The organism is Streptomyces sp. NPDC050504, assembly GCF_044458065.1.
GTDB lineage: Bacteria > Actinomycetota > Actinomycetes > Streptomycetales > Streptomycetaceae > Streptomyces.
The window spans coordinates 472,560-494,368 of the sequence record NZ_JBITHO010000005.1 but is presented as its reverse complement, the minus strand read 5'-3'; the positions used below and the strand labels follow the sequence as shown (position 1 = coordinate 494,368).

The window sequence follows — 21,809 nt, the reverse complement described above, 5'->3', positions numbered from 1 at the left end:
CCCCGCGCCTGAGTACGGGTACTCAAGAGGGCCGGGAAAGGGGACTAGTCCGTTCCCGTTGGTGCCGCGTTCACCCCCGGTTCCGGGGCCCGTGCGCCGAACGCGCCCGCCGCGAGCGCCGCGAGCACCACGTCGGCGGCGCGGTGCGCGTCCGCCTCCGCGAGGGGTTCGTGGCTGACGGCGAAGCGGTAGTAGAGCGGCGCCGACACGGCCCTGACCACCTCTGCCGCGTCGGTGTCCGCGGGGGCCTCGCCGCGCTCGACGCCGCGCTCGACGACGGGGGTCCAGGCGGCGATGCGGGTCGCGTAGAAGCCGCCGAGCGCCTGGGCGCACTCGTCGGAGCAGGCGGCGGCCGAGATCACGGAGCGGAAGACCGGGCCCATGCGGGGGTCGGTGAGGGTCTTGAGCACCAGGAGGGCGTTGGCCCGGAGGTCGCCCGCGAGGGAGCCGGTGTCGGAGGCGGGGACCGACTGCTCGGCCATGTCGCGCAGGAGGTCGGCGACGAGGCCGGCCGTGGTGGACCAGCGCCGGTAGACGGTGGTCTTGCCGACCCCGGCCGCGGCCGCGACGCGGTCCATGTTGAGCCCGTGGAAACCCTCGCCGACCAGCGCTTCCCCGGTGGCCGCCAGGACGGCCGCGCGGACCTTGGCGGTGCGGCCGCCGGGCCGTACGGTGCCCGGCGCCACATCCAAACGGTTCTTCTGTTCCATTTAAGCCTCCGGCTCTGCTACGGTCGTCCCATCTTAACGGAACCCGCAGCCCATTAGGAGCCCTGCTGTGAACATCAAGCGCGTACGCCGCATCGCCGCCCCGCTCGTCGCCGGAGCCCTGGCCCTCGGGGCGCTCTCCGGGACCGGTGAGGCGCGGACCGCGACCCCGCAGCCGGCCCGCTGGACCGCCGCGTGGGGCGCCTCCCCGCAACTGCCCAGCACCGGCTTCACCCCCAACTGGTCCCAGGAGGGCTTCTCGCACCAGTCCGTACGGCAGGTCGTGCGCGTCACCCAGGGCGGCGAGCGGGTGCGGATACGGCTCTCCAACGCGTACGGCACCTCCCCGCTGAAGGTCACGGGGGCGACCGTCGCCAGGGCGCGGAAGGGCGGCGGCCCCTCGGTGGAGGCGGGCTCGGTGCGGCACCTCACCTTCGGCGGGAAGCGGTCGGTCGAGGTGCCCGCCCGCGGCGAACTGCGCAGCGACGCGGTCGGGCTGCGGCTCGCGCGGCTCGAACCGGTGACGGTGACGCTGTACTTCGCGGGGACGACGGGGCCCGCGACGTTCCACTCGCAGGGGTGGACCGACACGTACCGGGCGGAGGGGGACCGGCGCGGGGACGTGTCGGGGGCGGGGTTCCGGGCGAAGACCCAGTCCTGGTACTACCTGTCGGGCGTCGAGGTCTCGGGGGGCCGCGGCGGCGGGCGCGGCGACGGTGGCGTCGTCGTCTTCGGGGACTCCATCACCGACGGGTTCGGGTCCACGCCGAACACCGACCGGCGGTACTCCGACGTCCTCGCCGAGCGCACCGGGCGGCCCGTCGTCAACCAGGGCATCGGCGGGAACCTCGTCCTGAACGACTCCGCCTGGTACGGGGAGCGGGGCACCGCGCGGTTCGCCCGCGACGTGCTCGACCAGCCCGGGGCGTCCACCGTGGTGATCCTGGAGGGGCTGAACGACATCGGGTTCAGCGAGACCGACCGGCAGCCGACGTACAAGCCCGCGCCCGTGGTGTCGTCCGGCGAACTGATCAACGGCTACCGGGAGATGATCCGGCTCGCGCGGGGCAAGGGGCTGCGGGTCGTCGGGGCGACGCTGCTGCCGCTGAAGGGGTCCGACCACTGGGGGACGCGGGCGGCGCGGGTCAGCGACGAGGTCAACGAGTGGATCAGGGGGTCAGGGGAGTTCGACGCGGTGGTGGACCTGGACCGGGTGATGGCGGACGCGGGGGACCGGGACCGGTTGGACCCCGCGTACGACTTCGGCGACGCGCTGCATCCGAACGACGCGGGGTACCGGGCGATGGCGGAGGCGGTGGCGGCGGTCCTGTAGGGGTCCCGCCGCGCCCGGGGGCGTTGTCCCCGCTGCCCCAGCCCCCGTTTCGCGCAGTTCCCCGCGCCCCTTTTAGGGGCGCGGGGAACTGCGCGAATCTTTTGGCGCCTCCGGGGGCTACCCCGGCGAGTACGTGCGGGACCATGCTCCCGGGCCGGGCCGCACCGGCCCCCCGCGGGCGATGCGGGCCGGGTCGGACCACGGCTGGGGAGCGGAGCGCCCCGCCCCGCCGGCCCCCGCGGTCGCGGCGGCCCGCGCCCGGACCACCGCGAGTGCGGCGGCCAGCTCCTCCGGGGTCGGGTTGCCCCGTACCACCTTGATCATCGCGCCTCCTACAGGGGGATGTTGCCGTGCTTCTTCGGAGGGAGGGATTCCCGCTTCGTGCGGAGCTGACGCAGCCCCCGCGCGATCTGCGCCCGCGTCTCGGACGGCATGACCACCGCGTCGACGTAGCCGCGCTCCGCCGCCACGTACGGGTTCAGGAGCGTGTCCTCGTAGTCGGCGATCAGCTCCGCGCGCTTCGCCTCCTGGTCGCCCTCCGCCTGGGCCGCGATCGTGCGGCGGTGCAGGATGTTCACCGCGCCCTGCGCGCCCATGACCGCGATCTGCGCGGTGGGCCACGCCAGGTTGAGGTCCGCGCCCAGGTGCTTGGAGCCCATGACGTCGTACGCGCCGCCGAACGCCTTGCGCGTGATGACGGTGATCAGCGGGACCGTCGCCTCCGCGTACGCGTAGATCAGCTTCGCGCCGCGCCGGATGATGCCGCCGTACTCCTGGTCCACGCCCGGCAGGAAGCCCGGGACGTCCACGAACGTCAGCACGGGCACGTTGAACGCGTCGCACGTGCGGACGAACCGCGCCGCCTTCTCGGACGCGTTGATGTCCAGGCAGCCCGCGAACTGGAGCGGCTGGTTGGCCACCACGCCCACCGGGAAGCCCTCGACCCGGCCGAAACCGGTCACGATGTTCGGCGCGAACAGGGCCTGCGTCTCCAGGAACTCGCCCTCGTCCAGGACGTGCTCGATCACCGTGTGGATGTCGTACGGCTGGTTCGCGCTGTCCGGGATGAGCGTGTCCAGCTCGCGGTCCTCGTCCGAGAGCGAGAGGTCCGCCTCCTCGGGGAACGCGGGCGGCTCGGAGAGGTTGTTGGACGGGAGGTACGACAGCAGCGACTTGACGTACTCGATCGCGTCCTTCTCGTCGCCCGCCATGTGGTGCGCCACGCCCGACGTGGTGTTGTGGGTGCGGGCGCCGCCCAGCTCCTCGAAGCCGACGTCCTCGCCCGTCACCGTCTTGATGACGTCGGGGCCCGTGATGAACATGTGCGAGGTCTGGTCCACCATCACCGTGAAGTCGGTGATCGCGGGGGAGTAGACGGCGCCGCCCGCGCACGGCCCGACGACCAGCGAGATCTGCGGGATCACCCCGGACGCGTGGGTGTTGCGGCGGAAGATCTCGCCGTACATCCCGAGCGCCATCACGCCCTCCTGGATGCGGGCGCCGCCGGAGTCGTTGATGCCGATCACCGGGCAGCCGGTCTTCAGCGCGAAGTCCATCACCTTCATGATCTTCTGCCCGAACACCTCGCCCAGCGAGCCGCCCAGGACCGTGAAGTCCTGCGAGAAGACCGCCACGGGACGGCCGTCGACCGTGCCGTACCCGGTGACCACACCGTCGCCGTACGGGCGGTTCTTCTCCATGCCGAAGTCGGTCGAGCGGTGCCGGGCGAACTCGTCCAGCTCCACGAACGATCCCTCGTCCAGCAGCAGTTCGATGCGCTCGCGGGCGGTCAGCTTGCCCTTGGCGTGCTGCTTCTCGACCGCGCGGGCCGACCCGGCGTGCGTCGCCTCGTCGATGCGGCGCTGGAGGTCCGCGAGCTTCCCCGCGGTGGTGTGAATGTCGATCTCTTGCGGCTGCTCGGACATCGGGGAGCGGCTCCCTGCCTGGTCACGGTTGGCTACTGAGGCGTAGCGTAGCGGCGCGGATACCGTTCGGCAGTGCGGCGTTGGCCACACCTACGCTGGCTTGCATGACGCCCTCTTCATGGTCCGACCTCGACCGGCCGCCCCTCAACACCGCCTCGCTCCGCCGCGGCCTGCTGCGCCCCGGCGCCCTGTGGACCGCGCTCGACGTGGTCCCCGCGACCGGCTCGACCAACTCCGACCTCGCCGCCCGTGCGGGCCGCGCCGCCGCGCCCGCCGAGGGCGCGGTGCTCGTCGCCGAGGAGCAGACGGCGGGGCGCGGCAGGCTCGACCGGCAGTGGTCGGCGCCCGCGCGCTCCGGGCTCTTCTTCTCCGTACTGCTGAAGCCCGGCGCGCCCGGCGCCCGGGGGACCGGCGTGCCCGCCGAGCGGTGGGGCTGGCTGCCGCTGCTCACCGGCGTCGCCGTCGCCGCGGGACTGGCGAAGGCGGGCGGCGTGGACACCGCGCTCAAGTGGCCCAACGACCTGCTCGTGACCGTCGGCGGCGAGGAGCGCAAGGCGGGCGGGATCCTCGCCGAGCGCGCCGGTGACGGCGTGGTCGTCGGCGTCGGCGTCAACGTCTCGCTCCGCGCGGACGAGCTGCCCGTCCCCACCGCGGGCTCGCTCGCGCTGGCGAACGCCGTCTCCACGGACCGCGACACCCTGCTGCGCGAGGTGCTGCGCTCGGTCGAGCGGTGGTACGGGCAGTGGCGCGACGCGGCGGGCGACCCGGTCTCCAGCGGGCTCATGGAGGCGTACGCGGCGGGCTGCTCCACGCTCGGCAGGCGGGTGCGCGCCCAGCTGCCCGGCGGCGGGGAGCTGCTCGGCGAGGCGGTCGCGCTCGACGCCGACGGGCGGCTGGTGATCGCCACGGACGCGGGGAAGCGGGAACCGGTCGGAGCGGGGGACATCGTCCACCTGCGGGCGGTGGACGGGGGCTGAGGCGGGGCCGGACGTGCGGGAGAACGAGGGGAACCACGTGGGACGGGAAACGCGCCCCGGACGTGAGCCAGCACACACCTGCCGTATCGTTGAGGCGATCCAGCGACAGATCGGCAGGGTAGTGCGCAGGCGCAGGGAACGGGCAGGAGGCGGCTGGTGACCGTCGACGACACTTCGGACTCATCGGCTGTTCCCGGCTCCGAGCAAGCGGTTGCTGCCGGGTCCGCGCCGGACGGGTCGACCGGTTCCGCGTCCCCGTACCCGACGCCGCACCACGTCGTCGACCACACCGCAGAGCCGAGCGACGACCCCCTTGCGATCCGGCTCGAACAGCTCATCCTGGGTGCCGAGCGCCGCTACACCGCCTTCCAGGCGGCCCGTACCGCCGGGGTCTCCATGGACCTGGCGTCCCGCTTCTGGCGCGCCATGGGCTTCGCCGATATCGGCCAGGCCAAGGCGCTCACCGAGGCCGACGTGCTGGCGCTGCGGCGGCTCGCCGGGCTCGTCGAGGCGGGGCTGCTGAGCGAGCCGATGGCGGTGCAGGTGGCGCGCTCCACCGGGCAGACCACCGCGCGGCTCGCGGAGTGGCAGATCGACTCCTTCCTGGAGGGCCTGACCGAGCCGCCCGAGCCCGGCATGACCCGCACCGAAGTCACGTACCCGCTGGTGGAACTGCTCCTGCCGGAGCTGGAGGAGTTCCTGGTGTACGTCTGGCGGCGGCAGCTCGCCGCGGCGACGGGGCGGGTGGTGCAGGCCGCGGACGACGAGGAGATGGTCGACCGGCGGCTCGCCGTGGGCTTCGCCGACCTCGTCGGCTTCACCCGGCTGACCCGGCGCCTGGAGGAGGAGGAGCTGGGCGAGCTGGTCGAGGCCTTCGAGACGACGTCTGCGGACCTCGTCGCGGCGCACGGCGGGCGGCTGATCAAGACGCTCGGCGACGAGGTGCTGTTCGCGGCGGACGACGCGCGGACGGCCGCGGAGATCGCGCTGCGGCTCATCGAGACGATGGCCGACGACCAGACGGTGCCCGCGCTGCGCGTCGGGATCGCCTTCGGGACGGTCACGACGCGGATGGGCGACGTGTTCGGCACGACGGTGAACCTCGCCTCGCGGCTGACGTCGATAGCGCCCAAGAACGCGGTGCTGGTGGACGGCGCGTTCGCGGAGGACCTGATCAGGTCGGGGGACGCGCCCGCGTCGGAGACGCTGGCGGCGGAGGAGGCGTTGGCCGCGGAGAAGGAGGGCGTGGAGGCGCCGGCGTACCGGTACGGGCTCCAGCCGATGTGGCAGCGGCCCGTGCGGGGCCTCGGCGTCGTGGAGCCCTGGCTGCTTGGGCGCCGCGAGGAGTAGGGGTACGGGGCGGGGCGCGTCGCTCCTCGGAGTGCGAGGGTGGGGCAGATGCCGCGCGTACCGACTCGGCGCGAGCGGGCCCCCCCGGGGTGCGGGTTACCCCGTGGGGCGGGTCCGCCTAGGATCCCGCCCATGACTGAGCAGCGATTCGGGGAGTTCGTCGTCGTCCGCAGGCCCGGAACGGGCCACGTCGCGGAGCTCGTACTCGACCGGCCCAAGGCCATGAACGCCGTGTCCAGCGAGATGGCCCGCTCCATCGGCGAGGCGTGCGCCGCCCTCGCCGCGGACCACACCGTCCGCGTCACCGTCCTCACCTCATCCAACGACCGCGCCTTCTGCGTCGGCGCCGACCTCAAGGAGCGCAACTCCTTCTCCGACGCGGAGTTGGTGCGCCAGCGCCCCGTCGCGCGCGGCGCGTACACCGGGGTGCTCGAACTGCCCATGCCGACCGTCGCAGCCGTGCGCGGCTACGCGCTGGGCGGCGGCTTCGAGCTCGCCCTCTCCTGCGACGTGATCGTCGCGGACCGCACCGCGGTCGTCGGCCTGCCCGAGGTCTCGGTCGGCGTGCTGCCGGGCGGCGGCGGCACGCAGCTGCTGCCCCGCCGCGTCGGCGCCGCCCGCGCCGCCGAGCTGGTGTTCACCGCGCGCCGCGTCGAGGCGGACGAGGCGCGGGAGTTGGGGCTCGTCGACGAGCTGACGGACGGGGCCGCCAGGGACGCCGCCCTCGCCCTCGCGGAGCGCATCGCCGCGAACTCCCCGGTCGGCCTGCGCGCCGCCAAGCGCGCGATGCGCCTGGGCCACGGGCTCGACCTGCGCGCGGGCCTGGAGGTCGAGGACGCGGCCTGGCGCTCGGTGGCGTTCTCGGGCGACAGGGCCGAGGGCGTCGCGGCCTTCAACGAGAAGCGGAAGCCCAACTGGCCGGGCGAGTGACCCCGTGACCGCCCGGTGAACCCACCGGTGACCCATCGTGCCATTTCAGCTGCTGAAAACCGGCAAAGCCGCCTAAAATGCAGAAATGGGTGGTGAAGAGGCGCGGCTGAGGGCCGTGGTCGCGCTCGCGCAGGCGATGGCGGCGGCGCACACCTCGCGCGGGTCCTGGCGGGCCGCCGCGCTGGGGGCCAAGGAGGCGCTGGCGGGGACCTTCGCCGCGCTCTCCGTCTGGGAGCGCGAGCTGGGGCGCCTCAAGGTGCTGGTGAACGCGGGCGAACGGGCCGAGGGGGAGGAGGAGTTCCCCGAGGCCGAGACGTACCCCGTGCACGAGTTCCCGGAGATCGCCGAGTTCCTGCACGAGAAGTGGGCCGGCGGCGGCGGGCCCAACGCCTGGGTCGAGACCGCCGAAGGACCCGGCGACGCGGGCGCCCGCGGCTACTGCCACCAGCGCGTCGCGGCCCTGCGGCGGCGCGGCCGCGGCTCCTGCGTGGTCGCGCCGATCGTGCTGCACGGCAGGGCGTGGGGCGAGCTGTACGTGGCGCGGCCGGTCGGCGTGCCCGTCTTCGACCGGGCCGACGCGGACTTCGCGACCGTGCTGGCCGCCGTCGCCGCGGCCGGGCTCGCCCAGACCGAGCGCCTGGAGGAGGTCCGCAAGCTCGCCTTCACCGACCCGCTGACCGGCCTCGCCAACCGCCGCGCCGTCGACATGCGGCTCGACGAGGCCGTGGAGCGGCACCGCCGCGAGGGCGTCGTGGTCAGCCTCGTCGTCTGCGACCTGAACGGCCTGAAGAAGGTCAACGACACCTTCGGGCACGCGGTGGGCGACCGCCTCCTGGAGCGCTTCGGCTCGGTCCTCTCGCTCTGCGGCGCGATGCTGCCCGGCACGCTCGCCGCGCGGCTCGGCGGCGACGAGTTCTGTCTGCTGTCGGTGGGCCCCCCGGCCGACGAGGTGGTGCGGGCCGCCGAAGAACTCTGCGTACGCGCCCACGAGTTGGACCTCGGGGAGGGGGTCGCGTGCGGGGTCGCCTCGACCGGCGACCCCATCGGGCCGCTGCGCTCGGCACGCCGGCTGTTCCGGCTGGCGGACGCGGCGCAGTACCGGGCGAAGGCGGCGCGCTCGCCGAAGCCGGTGGTGGCGGGGCGGGACGGCGCGGTGATCCCGCTCGCGGACGCGCCCTCGGAGCGCGGCGACCGGCGGCGGTTCCGGGGCAGGGGCGCGCGGGGCTGAGCCGCCGGGCGCGGGGCGGCCCCGGAGGCCGTACGGACGGGCAAGGGGCCCGTTCCGGCGGGTAAGGGGTCGGTCCCGGGAGAGGTGGTGACAGGTCGGGATTCAGTCCGTACGCTGCTGAATATGGATATGCACACTGTTGTGGTGGGGACGTCCGGTACCACCGCCGCCGACGTCATCGCCGTGGCCCGCGGCAACGCCCGTGTCGAGCTCTCCGCCGGGGCGCTCGCCGCACTCGCCGCGGCCCGCGAGATCGTGGACGCGCTCGCCGCCAAGCCCGAGCCGGTGTACGGCGTCTCCACCGGCTTCGGCGCGCTCGCCTCCCGGCACATCAGCCCCGAGCTGCGCGCCCAGCTCCAGCGCAACATCGTGCGGTCGCACGCCGCGGGCATGGGCCCCCGCGTCGAGCGCGAGGTGGTGCGCGCGCTGATGTTCCTGCGCCTGAAGACCGTCGCGTCCGGCCACACCGGCGTGCGCCCCGAGGTCGCCCGGACCATGGCCGACGTGCTGAACGCGGGGATCACCCCCGTCGTCCACGAGTACGGCTCCCTCGGCTGCTCCGGCGACCTCGCGCCGCTCTCCCACTGCGCGCTGACGCTCATGGGCGAGGGCGACGCGGAGGGCCCCGACGGGACCGTCGCGCCCGCGGGCGAACTGCTCGCCGCGCACGGCATCGCCCCCGTCGAACTGCGCGAGAAGGAGGGCCTGGCCCTCCTCAACGGCACCGACGGCATGCTCGGCATGCTGGTCATGGCCCTCGCGGACCTGGAGACGCTGTACAAGTCCGCCGACGTCACCGCGGCCCTGTCCCTCGAAGCGCTGCTCGGCACCGAGAAGGTCCTCGCGCCCGAGCTGCACGCGATCCGGCCGCACCCGGGGCAGGCCGCGTCCGCCGCGAACATGCTGCGCGTGCTCGCGGGGTCCGGGCTCACCGGGCACCACCAGGACGACGCGCCGCGCGTCCAGGACGCCTACTCGGTGCGGTGCGCCCCGCAGGTCGCGGGCGCCGGGCGCGACACGCTCGCGCACGCGCGGCTCGTCGCCGAGCGGGAGCTGGCCTCCGCCGTCGACAACCCCGTCGTGCTGCCCGACGGGCGCGTGGAGTCCAACGGCAACTTCCACGGGGCGCCCGTCGCGTACGTCCTGGACTTCCTCGCCATCGCCGCGGCGGACCTCGGGTCCATCGCCGAGCGGCGCACCGACCGGCTCCTCGACAAGAACCGGTCGCACGGGCTGCCGCCGTTCCTCGCGGACGACGCGGGCGTGGACTCGGGGCTGATGATCGCCCAGTACACGCAGGCCGCGCTGGTCAGCGAGATGAAGCGGCTCGCCGTGCCGGCGTCGGCCGACTCGATCCCGTCCTCCGCGATGCAGGAGGACCACGTGTCCATGGGGTGGTCGGCGGCGCGCAAGCTGCGGACCTCGGTGGGGAACCTCGCGCGGATCGTCGCGGTCGAGCTGTACGCGGCGACGCGCGGCGTCGAGCTGCGCGCCGCGCAGGGGCTGACGCCCGCGCCCGCTTCGCAGGCCGTGATCTCCGCGCTGCGCGCGGCGGGGGTGCGGGGTGCGGGGCCCGACCGGTTCCTCGCGCCCGATCTGGCGGGGGCGGAGGCGTTCGTGCGGAGCGGCGCGCTGGTGGCGGCGGTCGAGCCGGTGACCGGCCCCCTGGCGTAGCGGGGCTCCTCGTCCGGGGGCGTCGAAAGACCGCCACAGGCGCAACGGCGCCCCCCGGACAACGGGAACCCGCCCCCTCGGCCGACGCTAAGCGGAATGCTCCGCCCGCCGCCCCGGCGTCCTCCTGATCGCGTACGTGACGAAGCCCGCGCCCAGCCCCAGCAGGGCCGTCCCGCCGATCACGTACGGCGTGGTGTCCACCTCGCCGGTCTCCGCGAGCCGCAGCTCGTCCGCCCGGCGCTCCGCCTGTGTCGTGGTGTTCCGCTGCGCGGCCGACGCCTCTTGGTCGACCGTCGCCTTCGCCGTCGGTACGAACCACAGCGCACACAGCAGCGACCCCGCTGCGGTGGCCGTCACGAGCGGTCGGCGGGCGATGGGCACGGAATTGATCCCCCTTGCGGAATCCCCGAATTGGGCGGTGAGGGCGATGCTAGTGAAAGCAGCGGGTCGCAGGAAAGTCGCGAGGGCGGGGAGCCTTACCCTCCGTCCTATGAGCACTCCTGAAACGTCACGCTTTGTTCGGCTCCGGGTGGAATTGGTGGTCGAGGTGGAGGACTCCGAGGCGCTGCGCGCCGCGGCCCTCGAAGAAGGGCTGCATGCGGAGGAGCCGGACGGGGAACCCGCCGGGGACGACGCGGAGGCGCTGGCGCACCTCCTGGACCCGGTCGACCTGGTCGGACAGGTCCCCGGGGTGGAGCTGGTCCACGCGTCGTGGAGCAGCGAGCAGGTCGCGTACGACCCGGAAGCGGACGAGTACGGCGGCGACGACGACTGGGACGAGGAGGACGAGGGCGAGCGGTACCCGGTGGGCGTGGGCGCCCGCGCGGACGACGGCGCCTGGGACGACGAGGGCGTGGGCCGCAGCGCGTAGGAGCACCCGGCGGAATGCCGCCTACCGGCCGGCGCGGGTCACCGCGCCGGCCGGAGCGCATAACATCGGAACCGCCGCCCACGCCGTCGCGTCCCTGAGGGACGCACGTGGCGTTCCCCACATCTTCCTCGAATGTGGAACGGACGAATCGCCACGGGTGTTGTTGATGCATTGGCAGGGAACCGCTGCCTGGCGGCTCTGTTCGGGGATGTTGGGGAAATCGGCGACGATGGAGATGCGTGTGATGACGGACGGTAAGCGGCGCAAGGGTCTGATAGCCGCGTCCGCACTGCTCAGCGGCGTGCTCGTGCTCTCGGCCTGCGGCGGGGGCGACGACAAGAAGGACGGCGGTGACGCCGCTGACAACACCAAGAAGTCGCAGCAGGACGTGGACAAGGCGGCGGCCGAGGACACCTCCAAGGCCCGAATAGAGATCTCCCCGAAGAACGGGGCGACCAACGCGAGCATCAACAACGACGCGAAGGTCACCGTCGCCGACGGCACGCTCACCCAGGTCACGCTGACCACCGCCGACGGCAAGGCCGTCAAGGGCAAGCTGGCGGCCGACGGCAAGAGCTGGGCGCCCGAGGGCCAGCTCGACCGCTCCACCGCGTACAAGATCCAGGCGACCGCGAAGGACTCGGAGGGCCGCGAGGCCCACGAGAACTCCTCCTTCACCACCGTCTCGCCCGCCAACAGCTTCATCGGCAACTTCACGCCCGAGGACGGTTCGACCGTCGGCGTCGGCATGCCGGTCTCGATCAACTTCAACAAGGCGATCAGCAACAAGAAGGCCGTGCAGCAGGGGATCACCGTCTCCACCAGCAGCGGCCAGGAGGTCGTCGGCCACTGGTTCAACTCCCAGCGGCTCGACTTCCGCCCCCAGGACTACTGGAAGGGCGGCTCGACCGTCACCATGAAGCTGGCCCTGGACGGGGTCGAGGGCGCGAACGGCGTCGTCGGCGTCCAGCAGAAGACGGTCACCTTCAAGATCGGCCGCAGCCAGGTCTCCACGGTCGACGTGAAGACCAAGCAGATGACGATCGTCCGCGACGGCAAGACGATCAAGACGATCCCGATCTCCGCGGGCTCCCCGGAGAACCCGACCTACAACGGCCGGATGGTGATCTCCGAGAAGTTCAAGGAGACCCGGATGAACGGCGCCACGGTCGGCTTCACCGACTCCGACGGCAAGGGCGAGTACGACATCAAGGACGTGCCGCACGCCATGCGGCTGTCCACATCGGGCACCTTCATCCACGGCAACTACTGGGGCAACGACTCCATCTTCGGCAACGTCAACACCAGCCACGGCTGCGTGGGCCTCGACGACGCCCAGGGTGCGAACGACTCCGGCAAGCCCGGCGCGTGGTTCTTCGAGAACTCGATCGTCGGCGACGTGGTCACCGTGAAGAACTCCCCGGACAAGACCATCAAGCCCGACAACGGCCTCAACGGCTGGAACATGGACTGGGCGCAGTGGAAGGCCGGCTCCGCGGTCTGAGCCACCCGCTGACGCGGCCTGGGCCGTCGCACGGCCGGGGCTACGGCGCGGGGGCCCAGACGTAGCGCACGTCGGGCTCCCGCTCCTCGTTGGCGCTGCCGTCGGTGCGCTCGGCGACCGCGAAGCCGTGCCGCTCGTAGAAGCGGTGGGCGGGGGCGTTGACCTGGAACGTCCACAGCTGGAGGCCGCCGGGCGACAGCGCCTTGGCGTGCCGTACGAACAGGTCGCCGATGCCGCGGCCCCGGTGGTCGGGGTCGAGGTACAGCTGGCCGATCCAGTCCCCGTCCAGCACCATCATGCCGCGCACGGCCCCGGCCCCGTCGGCGACCCAGGTGGTGCCGCGCGGGACCACCAGGTCGCGGATGTAGGCGCGCACCCCGTCGTCGCTGTGCGCCCGGCGCACGGTCGGCAGGGCGGCGTCGTACGAGCGCAGGTACACGTCGGCCACCGCCGCGGCGTCCGCCGCTTCCGCGAGGCGCAGGACGGTCTGCGTACCGGTCACACGGGTCACTGTCACGCGGGTCACTGTCGCACGGGGCCGGTGGACGGGGCCCGGAATTTTCCGGGGGAGCACGCGCGGGGCGTGCGCATTACCTCCGGGGTCATCGACGCCCGGCGTGCGGTGCGGCAGGCTCTGGACCACCGGAGCCCCGGACCACCGGAGCCGCACCCCGCCCGACCAGGAGGAATCCGATGACGTACCTCGCCTATGCCGTGGGCCACCTGCACCCCGTCGCCCCCGTCGACGAGGACGTGTTCCGCTACATAGAGCTGATCCAGGCGACCATGGACCCCTACGGCGGGGCCTTCCTGGTCCACGGCAAGCAGGTGGAGGTCAAGGAGGGCGAGTGGCCCGGCGCCTTCGTCCTGATCGGCTTCCCGGACATCGAGCGGGCCCGCGCCTGGTACGCGTCGGAGGCGTACCAGGAGATCCTGCCGCTGCGCACCCGCGCCTTCACCGCGGACATCCTGCTGGTGGAGGGCGTCGCGCCGGGCTACGACGCGGCGGCCACGGCGGCGGGGATGCGGGCGGCGGGGACAGGGGCGGCGGCGGGGCGGGAGGCGTGAGGGGCGTGCCGGTCCGCGCGGCTCAGCCGCAGGAGCCTCCGCCTCCGCCTCCACCTCCGCCGAACCGGTCCGCGTAGCGCGAGCCGATGCGGTACTCGCCCGCGCGGGGCGCCTCCAGCCTGACCCAGTCGCCGTCCTCCGCCCTGTCCTCGGTGACGCAGGCGCCGCCGTCGGCGGTCAGCCACGGCGAGTACGCGATCCGCACCCGCGCGGACCCGGCCTCCTCCATCCGTACGACCAGCTCCGCGTCGTTCCCGCCGACGGCCCTGCCCGGGGCCTCGACCAGCGGGCGGGCGTCCTTGACGCGGTAGATCCGCCAGTCGGCGTCCTGCCAGACCGGCTCCAGCCAGGACGGCTCCGAGCGGACGAGCTCCGCCTCGCGCTCGGCGGGGCCGTCGGGCTTCCCGGCGTGCAGCACGACGAAACCCACCGCCCAGCGGTCGAGCCAGGCGCGGTACGTCTCCTCGTCGATCGACCCGTCGTAGAACAGCCGCCCGCGCTCGACGTCGAGCTGCCGGTTCCAGCCCCTGGCCAGGTTGGCGTGCGGGGCGATCACGGCGGCCTCGCGGTGGTCGCGGGCCGGGACGACCTCGATCCGGGTGCGGTCCGAGCCGAGCCGCGCCAGCTCGCGCGTGACGCCCTCGGTGTGCGCGGCCCACGCGGGGCGCGGGTTGCTGACCTCCAGGTCGTCGTTGGTCTTGTCGACGACCCAGCCGGTGTTCACCGCGAGGAGCGCGGCCAGCAGCCCGTACTGCCACTTGGCGAGGCCGCGCACCAGGACGGCGGCGAGCAGCACCTGCGGGCCGACGAGCCCGACGAGCCGCTCCACGTTGGTGCCGATGGGGGTGGGGATGAGGAAGGTCAGGACGACGCCGATGGCGTAGATCCCGCTGCCGTAGCGGACCAGGCGCCACTCGCGGGGCGCGGCGGCCACCAGCACGGCGCTGGTGGCGAGCGGCATCCACAGCTTGCTCGGCGACATCGGCATCTCGCCGTGGAACGGGAAGAGCACGGTGGTCGCCGCGACGACCAGGACGGGCGGCACGATCAGCGTGGCGGCGGTCCGCCACTGCCGGTCGAGGCCGTACGCGGCGCCGACCACGACCAGGAACAGCCCGGCGACGGGGCTGGCGCACGTGGCGAGGACCCCGGCGACGACCACGACGACGGGCCTGCGCACGTACACCACGGCGAACAGTCCGACGGCGACGCCGAGCGCGAAGGTGGTGCGCCCGGAGGCGACGTTGCACCACAGCGTGAAGGAGCCGAGCAGCGCGGGCGCGAGCGGCCACCGGACGCCGCTGCGCACGAACAGCGCCGCCATGGCCCAGGACCCGACGAGCCCGGCGGCGACGGAGACGGCGCGCACGCCGAAGAGCGACATGAGGGGCGGGGCGAGGAGGCTGTAGTTGGCGATGTGCGCGCCGCCGTACCAGGACAGGTTGACCGCGGAGCCCGGGTGCCGGTCCATGAACCCGGCCCACGCGGTCTGCGCGGCGAGGTCCCCGCCGCCGGTCGACAGGACGGCGGCCCACACGACGTACAGCGGCACGACGAAGGCGACGGCCACGACGGGCACCCGCCAGGCGGCGCCACCGCCCGACCCCTGCTCCTCCCGGGCCCGAACCCGAACGCTCTCACTGATCCCCACCGGTCAACCCTAACGGCCCCCCGACGCCCCCCCGCTCCCCGTCAGCCCGGGTGGCGCGGTCTCCGGGTGTTCAGCCGTCCGTTCGGGCCACTCCCACCGGGCAGCTCACGCCCGTGCCGCCGATGCCGCAGTAGCCCGCCGGGTTCTTGTCGAGGTACTGCTGGTGGTAGGCCTCGGCGTGCCAGAAGGGGCGGCCTTCCGCCGGGAGGACCTCCGTGGTGATCGTGCCGTAGCCGGAGCCCGTCAGGACGCGCTGGTACGCCTCGCGGGACGCCTCCGCCGCCTTCGCCTGGGCCTCGGAGTGGGTGTAGACCGCCGAGCGGTACTGCGTGCCCACGTCGTTGCCCTGGCGGAAGCCCTGCGTGGGGTTGTGGGACTCCCAGAAGAGCTTCAGCAGCTCCTCGTACGAGACCGCGGTCGGGTCGAAGACCACCCGGACCACCTCCGTGTGCCCGGTCAGGCCCGAGCACACCTCCTCGTAGTCCGGGTTCGGGGTGCTGCCGCCCTGGTAGCCGACGAGCGTCGTCCAGACGCCCTCGGCCTGCCAGAACTTCCGCTCGGCGCCCCAGAAACAGCCCAGCGCGAAGTCCGCGACCTCCAGGCCCTCGGGGTAGGGGCCCGCCAGCGGCGTGCCCAGGACCGTGTGCCGCTCCTGGAGCGGGAACGTCGGCTCGGGGCGGCCCTTCAGGGCCTGCTCGGGGGTGGGGAGCTGGGGCGTGCGGTTCAGGAACATGGGGTCGGCTCCTCGGTGGTGGGCGTCCGTAGGGGGAACGGCCGCGGGCCGTGCGGAATTCCGGAGCGGTTGAAGGGAGCGGTGGAAGGGGCCGGTCGGGGGGCCTGCCCGGGGCCTGCTTCAGTACGCGGGGAGCAGCTTGCGCAGCGGGGCCGTGTCCGGCGGGTCGGAGACCGCCGCGTCCAGCGCCGACTCCAGGCACTTCTCGTACCCCTCGGGCAGGTGCAGCTTCGCCGGCTCCGACCAGGACAGCTGCCAGTGCGCCCAGCCCCGCGCCGCGTACTCCGCCGCCACCATCCGCGACAGTCCCTGCCGCACCCGGGGGCGGGCGAACTCGCGGGCCGCCCCGGCCGTCGCCCCGCCCGTCCCCTCGGACGTCGGGAGCCGGTCGGCTATCTGCCACAGCGCACCCCGGTCGATCGCCTCCAGGACCGAGGGCAGGGTCGCCTCGACGCCCGTCACCTCGGTGGTCGCCCGGCGCAGCGGCTCGGCGGCCTCCGTCGCGTACACCGTCATCGACTCGTGCACCAGCTGCGGCCAGTCCACCCGGCGCAGCCGCAGCGCGTCGGGGGTCAGGACCGCGTGCTCCAGCGCCGTGTGCGTCTCGTCGGGGGCGTCGAGCAGGTGCAGGGACGGGCGGGTCGGGCGCGCGCCGAGGCCGTCGTCGGGCAGCGCCTCGACGCGGGCCACGCGCTCCGCGATGGCCGGGTGCGAGTCGTAGGGCGAGGCGGGCTCCGTCGGCAGGTCGCCGCGGAGTTCGGCCAGCTCGGCCGCGCGGGCCGCGAGCAGGTGCCGTACGCCCCCGAAGACCTCGCCGGGCGGCGGCAGCAGCCCCGCGCCGACGCCCAGCGTGGCGTACGCGTTCATGTAGTAGGCGTGCGCGCTGTCCAGCACCGGGACCTCGCGCAGCGCGGACGCCGTCGCGTCGCGGCCCGCGACCCGGGCCGCCGCCGCGTCCGCCGCCAGCTCCTGGCGGCGGGAGGCGGCGAGCGTGGCCCGCAGGTAGTAGCGGGCGTACGCGGTGTAGAGCCGGGCCATCGCGCGGTAGGTGACCCCGGCGCACGCCGTGTCGACCTCCTTGGCCCGCCGCCCCTTGGCGAGCGCCCGCGCCGCCCTCCTCTCCTGCCGCGCCCGCTCCTTGGCGACCTTCTTCCCGGCCCGCTCCTCGAAGTGCGCGACGGTGCGCAGGACCTGGACGCGGCCGCGCGCCGTGAGCACGGCCAGGCGCGTGTCGGCGTTCGCGTAGTGGCCCATCTCGTGGGCGATCACGGCCCGCAGCTGCGCCTCGGTGAGCCCCGTCATCAGCGGCAGCCCGATGCACAGGCTGCGGCGCCCGCCCCGCAGGCCCAGCAGCCTCGGCTCCTCGCAGACGGACGCGTCCACCGCGCCGGTCAGCACGATCTCGTCGGGCGCGCGGGTGCCGAGCTGCGCGGCGACGTCCCGTACGGCAGCCCACAGCCGCGGCTCGTGGCTCTCGGGGACCCGGAACCCCGGCTCCCCGTCCTCCTTCGGGGTGCGCAGCATGAACATGCCGCGCACGACCGGCACCGCGAGGACCGCGGAGACGACGTAGAGCTTGAGGTACACGGTCGAGGGCGTCCAGAGCGTGGCCGCCCAGTCGATCGCGCCGAGCACGACCAGCAGCAGGAGGCCGAGCAGGTGGAAGCCGGCCAGCAGGACGAGCGCGCGCAGGGCGCGCAGGGTCGAGCCCATCGGGCACATCCCCCCACGGGTTGCATACGGGTGTGGTCTGGCTGTGGGGGGAAGCGGAGTATCGCTCACCGTGGGTGGGCAGGGCAATGCGGCGCGTACAAACAGCAGGTGGAGAGGGGCGGGGCCGGGGGCGGGACGGCACGTGTACCGGTGCGTACGGAGGCGCCGCCCGGCCCACCGGAAGGGGGCCGGGCGGCGCGGGCGCGGCCGGTGCGGCAGCGGTCGGTGCGGCGGCGATCGGGGTGCGACTGCCGTCAGTGCGGCAGCGGCCGGTGCGACCGCGGTCAGTGCGGCAGCGGTCAGTGCGACAGCGTCGCGGGGCTGCCGCCGTTCGCCTCGTAGCCGGCGACCGCCAGCGCCCGCGCCACCGCGTACGCCGCCGCCGGGTCCTCGGCGCGCGTCCACGGCAGCGCGCCCACGTACCCGTCGACGTGCACGAACTGCTGCATCGCCTCGCCCCAGCGCTCGCTCTGCACCAGGTACGAGACCAGCAGGTGCCGCGCGTGGGCCAGGACCGGGTCGTCCGCGCGCGCGGAGTGCACCGCGAACAGCGCGCCCTCCACGGCCCTGGACACCACCTCGCCGCTGAAGAAGCTCGGCGACAGCACCACGTCCGGCACGTGCTCGTCGACCGCGAACAGCGGCAGCGCGGCGAGCAGCGAGCCCTGCGGGGCGCGGGCGGCGGCGGTCGTCGCGAAGTGGTCGGCCTCCTGCCGGGAGCCGTGCCACTTCTCGCACCAGTACTGGAGCGCCGCCAGGTGCGCGCCCATGTGCTGCGGGGCGCGGTCGATGACCTTCGCCCACAGCTGGTCGAACTCCTCGTGCGGATAGCCCAGGCCCCGGGCGACGGCCAGTTCCACGATGTACGGGACGGGGTCGCCGGGCGCCAGCAGCGCGGCCTCGCCGCAGGCCGCGCGGGCCTCCTCCAGGATGATCCGGAAGTCGTCGGCGCCCGCCGCCGACGTCCGCCACGCCTGCTGCACCAGGAACTCCGCGTGCACCTGCGCCGCGCCCGCGTCCTTCGGCGCCTCCGAGCGCCACTTGCGCAGCCACGCGCCGCCGACGCCCGGCGCCTGCCGGAGCTCCAGCGAGGCGGCGCCCGCGAACGCCTGGACGCGCTGCCAGCGCACCTCGCCCTCCTTGGGCGTTCCGGCCAGCAGCTGCGACGCGGCCCGCCAGTCCTGGCTGCGCTGCACCACGTCGAGCACGTCGAGGAGGTCCTGGTCAGGGCCCGGCAGCCGGACGTCCAGCTGTTCCTGCCGCACGAAGCCGTAGGTGTCCGGGTCGGCCGCGTCCGGTGAACCGGGTGCGACGAGCCGGATGCCGCCCGAGCGGCGCCGCCGCACGAAGGGGGCGGCGACGGCGACGAGCATGCACATCCCGATCAGGAACCAGAGAATCTCCATGTGGCCCATTGTCCCTGGTTCGCGGGGAAGCGAGCACTACGCTCGGACCTCATGAACCAGGACCAGAACAGCGATCTCAGCTTCGAAACCCTTGCCATCCACGCGGGCAACACCGCCGATCCGTTGACGGGCGCCGTCGTCCCGCCGATCTACCAGGTGTCCACCTACAAGCAGGACGGGGTGGGCGGGCTGCGCGGCGGCTACGAGTACAGCCGCAGCGCCAACCCGACGCGCACCGCCCTCGAAGAGAACCTCGCGGCGCTGGAGGGCGGCCGGCGCGGGCTCGCCTTCGCGTCCGGGCTCGCGGCGGAGGACTGCCTGCTGCGCGCGCTGCTCGTGCCCGGCGACCACGTCGTCATCCCCAACGACGCGTACGGCGGCACCTTCCGGCTCTTCGCGAAGGTCGCCGCGCGCTGGGGCGTGGAGTTCTCGGTCGCCGACACCTCGGACGTCGAGTCGGTGCGGGCGGCGCTGCGGCCGCGCACCAAGGCGGTGTGGGTGGAGACCCCGTCCAACCCGCTGCTCGGGATCACCGACATCGCGGCCGTCGCCGAGGTCGCGCACGGCGCGGGCGCGAAGCTGGTCGTGGACAACACGTTCGCCAGCCCCTACCTCCAGCAGCCCCTCGCGCTCGGCGCCGACGTCGTCGTGCACTCGCTGACCAAGTACATGGGCGGCCACTCCGACGTGGTCGGCGGTGCGCTGGTGACGGCGGACGCGGAGCTGGGGGAGGAGCTGGCGTACCACCAGAACGCGATGGGCGCGGTCGCCGGGCCCTTCGACTCGTGGATCGTGCTGCGGGGCATCAAGACGCTCGCGGTGCGGATGGACCGGCACGGCGAGAACGCGGCGCGGATCGCGGAGATGCTGGTGGCGCACCCCAAGGTGACGTCCGTGCTGTACCCGGGCCTCGCGGAGCACCCGGGGCACGAGATCGCCGCGAAGCAGATGCGGGGGTTCGGCGGGATGGTGTCCTTCCGGGTCGCCGGGGGCGAGGAGGCGGCGGTCGAGGTGTGCAACCGGGCGGAGCTGTTCACCCTCGGCGAGTCGCTGGGCGGCGTGGAGTCGCTGATCGAGCACCCGGGGCGGATGACGCACGCGTCCGTCGCGGGGTCGCTGCTCGAGGTTCCCGGGGACCTGGTGCGGCTTTCGGTGGGCATCGAGTCGGGCGACGACCTCCTGGCGGACCTGAAGAGGGCGCTGGGGTAACCCTGTTGGGGGCGTTGCCCTCGGGGGGCGCCGTTTTCGCCTGCGGCGGGCGGCACCCCACCCCGCCCCGCGCCCCTTCAGGGGTGCGGGGAACCGCGCGAGGGCGGGGCACACGCCGCGCGTACCCGCCCACCCCCGGCAGGGGCCCTCACCACTCCTCCAGCGGGGGCGTCGTGTTCATCGGGGGGCGTACCCAGGGCTCCACCTGTGCCGCCCAGACCGCGAACGCGATCACCGCCGCCGCCAGCAGGAACAGGAACACCACCCGCACCGCCCTGCGCCGCCGCAGCAGCCGCGTCCCCAACTCCGTCGCGCGCGACGTCAGGTCGGCGGGGACGGCGGGGCGCCGCCCCTCCAACAGGCGCCGGACCTCCGCCTCCTTGCGGTCGGGCACGGCCTCACCGCCCCGCCGGAGCCGGAGCGGACCGCATCGCCGCCGTCGACCGTGCGCAGATCGCCCGTACCCGGTCCACGGGAAGGCCGATCAGCGCCGCGGTCTGCTCCTCGGCGACGCCCTCGTACAGGCGCAGGACGAGGATCAGCCGTTCCTGGGGGGTGAGCCGGTCCAGGAGGCCGCCGCGCACGCGGTGGTAGCGCCAGGAGTCGTGGGCGAACCGCGCGGCGATCTCCTGGCGGGTGCGGTCGTACGGGTCCTCGCCGCGCAGCCGGTCCCAGTGGGCGTACGTCCGGGCGAGCGCGGCGACCAGCAACCGCTGGGCGCGCGGGTTCGCGTCGATGGGCTCCGCGGTGAGGAGCGTCGCCGCGTGCAGCAACCTGCCTGCCGCGCCCGCGACGAATGCGTCGAACTCCCGGGCGCGGCGGCGGATTCGGGCCACCTGCCGCTCTCGCATGCCCCATATGAGGCGCAGTGCGGGCGTCAGGTCAAGAGGTGGAACAACAAGGGGTTCGAGCGAGGGGGGCCGGGCGGCCGGGACGTCCAGGGTCGGCGTCGGGACGTGTCCAGATGGCCCGGTGGAGGTCAGCCCGAACTAGGTGCGGGTGTCGGGGAGTCGGCCGGGGGAAGGCCCGTCTGGCGGGCGGAGAGCGAGGAGTTGAAGCGGGTGAGCAGGGAACAGAACGACTCGCGCTCCTCCTTGGTCCACCCGTCCGTCACCCGTGCCATCAGTTCGCGCCGTGACGAGCGCACCTCCTCAAGTCGGATCTGGCCGCGCGGTGACAGTTGGAGCACGACCGCGCGGCCGTCCTCGGGGTGCGAAGTCCTCTTCACCAGGCCCGTGTCGACGAGCGGGGCGACCTGGCGGGTGACCGTGGACGAGTCGATGCCCATCCCGGCGGCCAGGGCCTTGACGCCCATCGGGCCTTCCAGGTCAAGCCGGTTGAGGAGCAGATAGGCGGCCCGGTCCATCGAGTTGCGGAGCTGGCCTGTGCCGCCGAGCCTGGTCTGTTCGGCCCGGCGGGCGAAGACGGCCACCTGGTGCTGGAGGGCATCGAGGAGGCCTGGTTCAACATCGGGAGTCATGTCCTGATTGATGGGCATGGCTGGGGGCTCTCTTCGTGCGGAGGGTCGGA

The 21,809-nt window shown here is 73.7% G+C and carries 22 protein-coding genes; 10 read left to right on the top strand and 12 right to left on the bottom strand.

The annotated features are described in order from the left end of the window. Positions 1-44 precede the first annotated feature (44 nt). The gene (locus tag ACIBNE_RS21170; protein WP_399273708.1) at positions 45-710 is read right to left on the bottom strand and encodes a TetR/AcrR family transcriptional regulator; all 666 of its coding nucleotides are present in this window, start codon (positions 708-710) and stop codon (positions 45-47) included. Between the two features lie 67 nt (positions 711-777). On the opposite strand from ACIBNE_RS21170, the gene ACIBNE_RS21165 reads away from it, so the two are divergent. Next, positions 778-2,040, top strand: coding sequence for an SGNH/GDSL hydrolase family protein (locus ACIBNE_RS21165; RefSeq protein WP_399273706.1), 1,263 nt, complete (start codon positions 778-780; stop codon positions 2,038-2,040). A gap of 117 nt (positions 2,041-2,157) precedes the next feature. Here the strand turns inward: ACIBNE_RS21165 and ACIBNE_RS21160 are convergent, their stop codons facing one another. After that, entirely contained in the window at positions 2,158-2,364 is a 207-nt protein-coding gene (locus ACIBNE_RS21160; protein WP_399273704.1) for an acyl-CoA carboxylase epsilon subunit, read from the bottom strand. Positions 2,365-2,372: 8 nt separating this feature from the next. Continuing rightward, on the bottom strand, positions 2,373-3,965 hold the full coding sequence (locus ACIBNE_RS21155; RefSeq protein ID WP_399273702.1) for an acyl-CoA carboxylase subunit beta: 1,593 nt from the start codon (positions 3,963-3,965) through the stop codon (positions 2,373-2,375). Between the two features lie 104 nt (positions 3,966-4,069). Between ACIBNE_RS21155 and ACIBNE_RS21150 the strand changes: the two genes are divergently transcribed. From ACIBNE_RS21150 to hutH, 5 genes are all read left to right on the top strand, one after another. Then, a complete protein-coding gene (locus ACIBNE_RS21150; protein WP_399273700.1) occupies positions 4,070-4,942 on the top strand; it encodes a biotin--[acetyl-CoA-carboxylase] ligase in 873 nt (290 codons plus the stop codon). Positions 4,943-5,098: 156 nt separating this feature from the next. Beyond that, a complete protein-coding gene (locus ACIBNE_RS21145; RefSeq protein WP_399273698.1) occupies positions 5,099-6,292 on the top strand; it encodes an adenylate/guanylate cyclase domain-containing protein in 1,194 nt (397 codons plus the stop codon). Positions 6,293-6,424: 132 nt separating this feature from the next. After that, complete coding sequence (locus ACIBNE_RS21140; RefSeq protein ID WP_399273696.1) at positions 6,425-7,222, top strand: enoyl-CoA hydratase/isomerase family protein; 798 nt, start codon at positions 6,425-6,427, stop codon at positions 7,220-7,222. An 85-nt stretch (positions 7,223-7,307) separates the two neighbouring features. Then, on the top strand, positions 7,308-8,450 hold the full coding sequence (locus ACIBNE_RS21135) for a GGDEF domain-containing protein (protein WP_399273694.1): 1,143 nt from the start codon (positions 7,308-7,310) through the stop codon (positions 8,448-8,450). 129 nt (positions 8,451-8,579) lie between these two features. Further along, the gene (hutH, locus tag ACIBNE_RS21130) at positions 8,580-10,124 is read left to right on the top strand and encodes a histidine ammonia-lyase (RefSeq protein WP_399273692.1); all 1,545 of its coding nucleotides are present in this window, start codon (positions 8,580-8,582) and stop codon (positions 10,122-10,124) included. Between the two features lie 87 nt (positions 10,125-10,211). Here hutH and ACIBNE_RS21125 read toward each other — a convergent pair whose 3' ends face one another. Further along, the gene (locus ACIBNE_RS21125; protein ID WP_399273690.1) at positions 10,212-10,505 is read right to left on the bottom strand and encodes an LPXTG cell wall anchor domain-containing protein; all 294 of its coding nucleotides are present in this window, start codon (positions 10,503-10,505) and stop codon (positions 10,212-10,214) included. 109 nt (positions 10,506-10,614) lie between these two features. On the opposite strand from ACIBNE_RS21125, the gene ACIBNE_RS21120 reads away from it, so the two are divergent. Continuing rightward, positions 10,615-10,995, top strand: coding sequence for a hypothetical protein (locus tag ACIBNE_RS21120; RefSeq protein WP_399273688.1), 381 nt, complete (start codon positions 10,615-10,617; stop codon positions 10,993-10,995). A gap of 229 nt (positions 10,996-11,224) precedes the next feature. Next, positions 11,225-12,499: an Ig-like domain-containing protein gene (locus ACIBNE_RS21115; protein WP_399273686.1), complete on the top strand. Its 1,275-nt coding sequence runs from the start codon at positions 11,225-11,227 to the stop codon at positions 12,497-12,499. A gap of 40 nt (positions 12,500-12,539) precedes the next feature. Here ACIBNE_RS21115 and ACIBNE_RS21110 read toward each other — a convergent pair whose 3' ends face one another. Continuing rightward, positions 12,540-13,016, bottom strand: coding sequence for a GNAT family N-acetyltransferase (locus ACIBNE_RS21110; protein WP_399273685.1), 477 nt, complete (start codon positions 13,014-13,016; stop codon positions 12,540-12,542). Between the two features lie 176 nt (positions 13,017-13,192). On the opposite strand from ACIBNE_RS21110, the gene ACIBNE_RS21105 reads away from it, so the two are divergent. Beyond that, positions 13,193-13,567 carry a DUF1330 domain-containing protein gene (locus ACIBNE_RS21105; protein ID WP_399273683.1) on the top strand — a complete coding sequence of 125 codons (375 nt, stop codon included), beginning with the start codon at positions 13,193-13,195 and terminating at the stop codon, positions 13,565-13,567. Positions 13,568-13,589: 22 nt separating this feature from the next. Here the strand turns inward: ACIBNE_RS21105 and ACIBNE_RS21100 are convergent, their stop codons facing one another. From ACIBNE_RS21100 to ACIBNE_RS21085, 4 genes are all read right to left on the bottom strand, one after another. Then, entirely contained in the window at positions 13,590-15,146 is a 1,557-nt protein-coding gene (locus ACIBNE_RS21100) for a hypothetical protein (RefSeq protein WP_399274246.1), read from the bottom strand. Positions 15,147-15,288: 142 nt separating this feature from the next. Further along, positions 15,289-15,951 carry a peptide-methionine (S)-S-oxide reductase MsrA gene (msrA, locus tag ACIBNE_RS21095; RefSeq protein ID WP_399273681.1) on the bottom strand — a complete coding sequence of 221 codons (663 nt, stop codon included), beginning with the start codon at positions 15,949-15,951 and terminating at the stop codon, positions 15,289-15,291. Positions 15,952-16,071: 120 nt separating this feature from the next. Then, a complete protein-coding gene (locus ACIBNE_RS21090) occupies positions 16,072-17,664 on the bottom strand; it encodes a M48 family metallopeptidase (RefSeq protein WP_399273679.1) in 1,593 nt (530 codons plus the stop codon). A 299-nt stretch (positions 17,665-17,963) separates the two neighbouring features. Further along, positions 17,964-19,070, bottom strand: a complete 1,107-nt coding sequence (locus tag ACIBNE_RS21085) for a hypothetical protein (protein ID WP_399273677.1) — start codon at positions 19,068-19,070, stop codon at positions 17,964-17,966. A gap of 51 nt (positions 19,071-19,121) precedes the next feature. Between ACIBNE_RS21085 and ACIBNE_RS21080 the strand changes: the two genes are divergently transcribed. Then, entirely contained in the window at positions 19,122-20,279 is a 1,158-nt protein-coding gene (locus ACIBNE_RS21080; protein ID WP_399273675.1) for a cystathionine gamma-synthase, read from the top strand. 148 nt (positions 20,280-20,427) lie between these two features. Here ACIBNE_RS21080 and ACIBNE_RS21075 read toward each other — a convergent pair whose 3' ends face one another. The 3 genes from ACIBNE_RS21075 to ACIBNE_RS21065 all read right to left on the bottom strand — a co-directional run bounded on the left by ACIBNE_RS21075 (position 20,428) and on the right by ACIBNE_RS21065 (position 21,777). Then, on the bottom strand, positions 20,428-20,673 hold the full coding sequence (locus tag ACIBNE_RS21075) for a hypothetical protein (protein WP_399273673.1): 246 nt from the start codon (positions 20,671-20,673) through the stop codon (positions 20,428-20,430). Between the two features lie 4 nt (positions 20,674-20,677). Next, positions 20,678-21,130 (bottom strand): sigma factor-like helix-turn-helix DNA-binding protein, encoded by a 453-nt coding sequence (locus ACIBNE_RS21070; protein WP_399273672.1) that lies wholly within the window; start codon positions 21,128-21,130, stop codon positions 20,678-20,680. Positions 21,131-21,258: 128 nt separating this feature from the next. Further along, the gene (locus ACIBNE_RS21065) at positions 21,259-21,777 is read right to left on the bottom strand and encodes a MarR family winged helix-turn-helix transcriptional regulator (RefSeq protein WP_399273670.1); all 519 of its coding nucleotides are present in this window, start codon (positions 21,775-21,777) and stop codon (positions 21,259-21,261) included. Between the last annotated feature and the right edge of the window lie 32 nt (positions 21,778-21,809).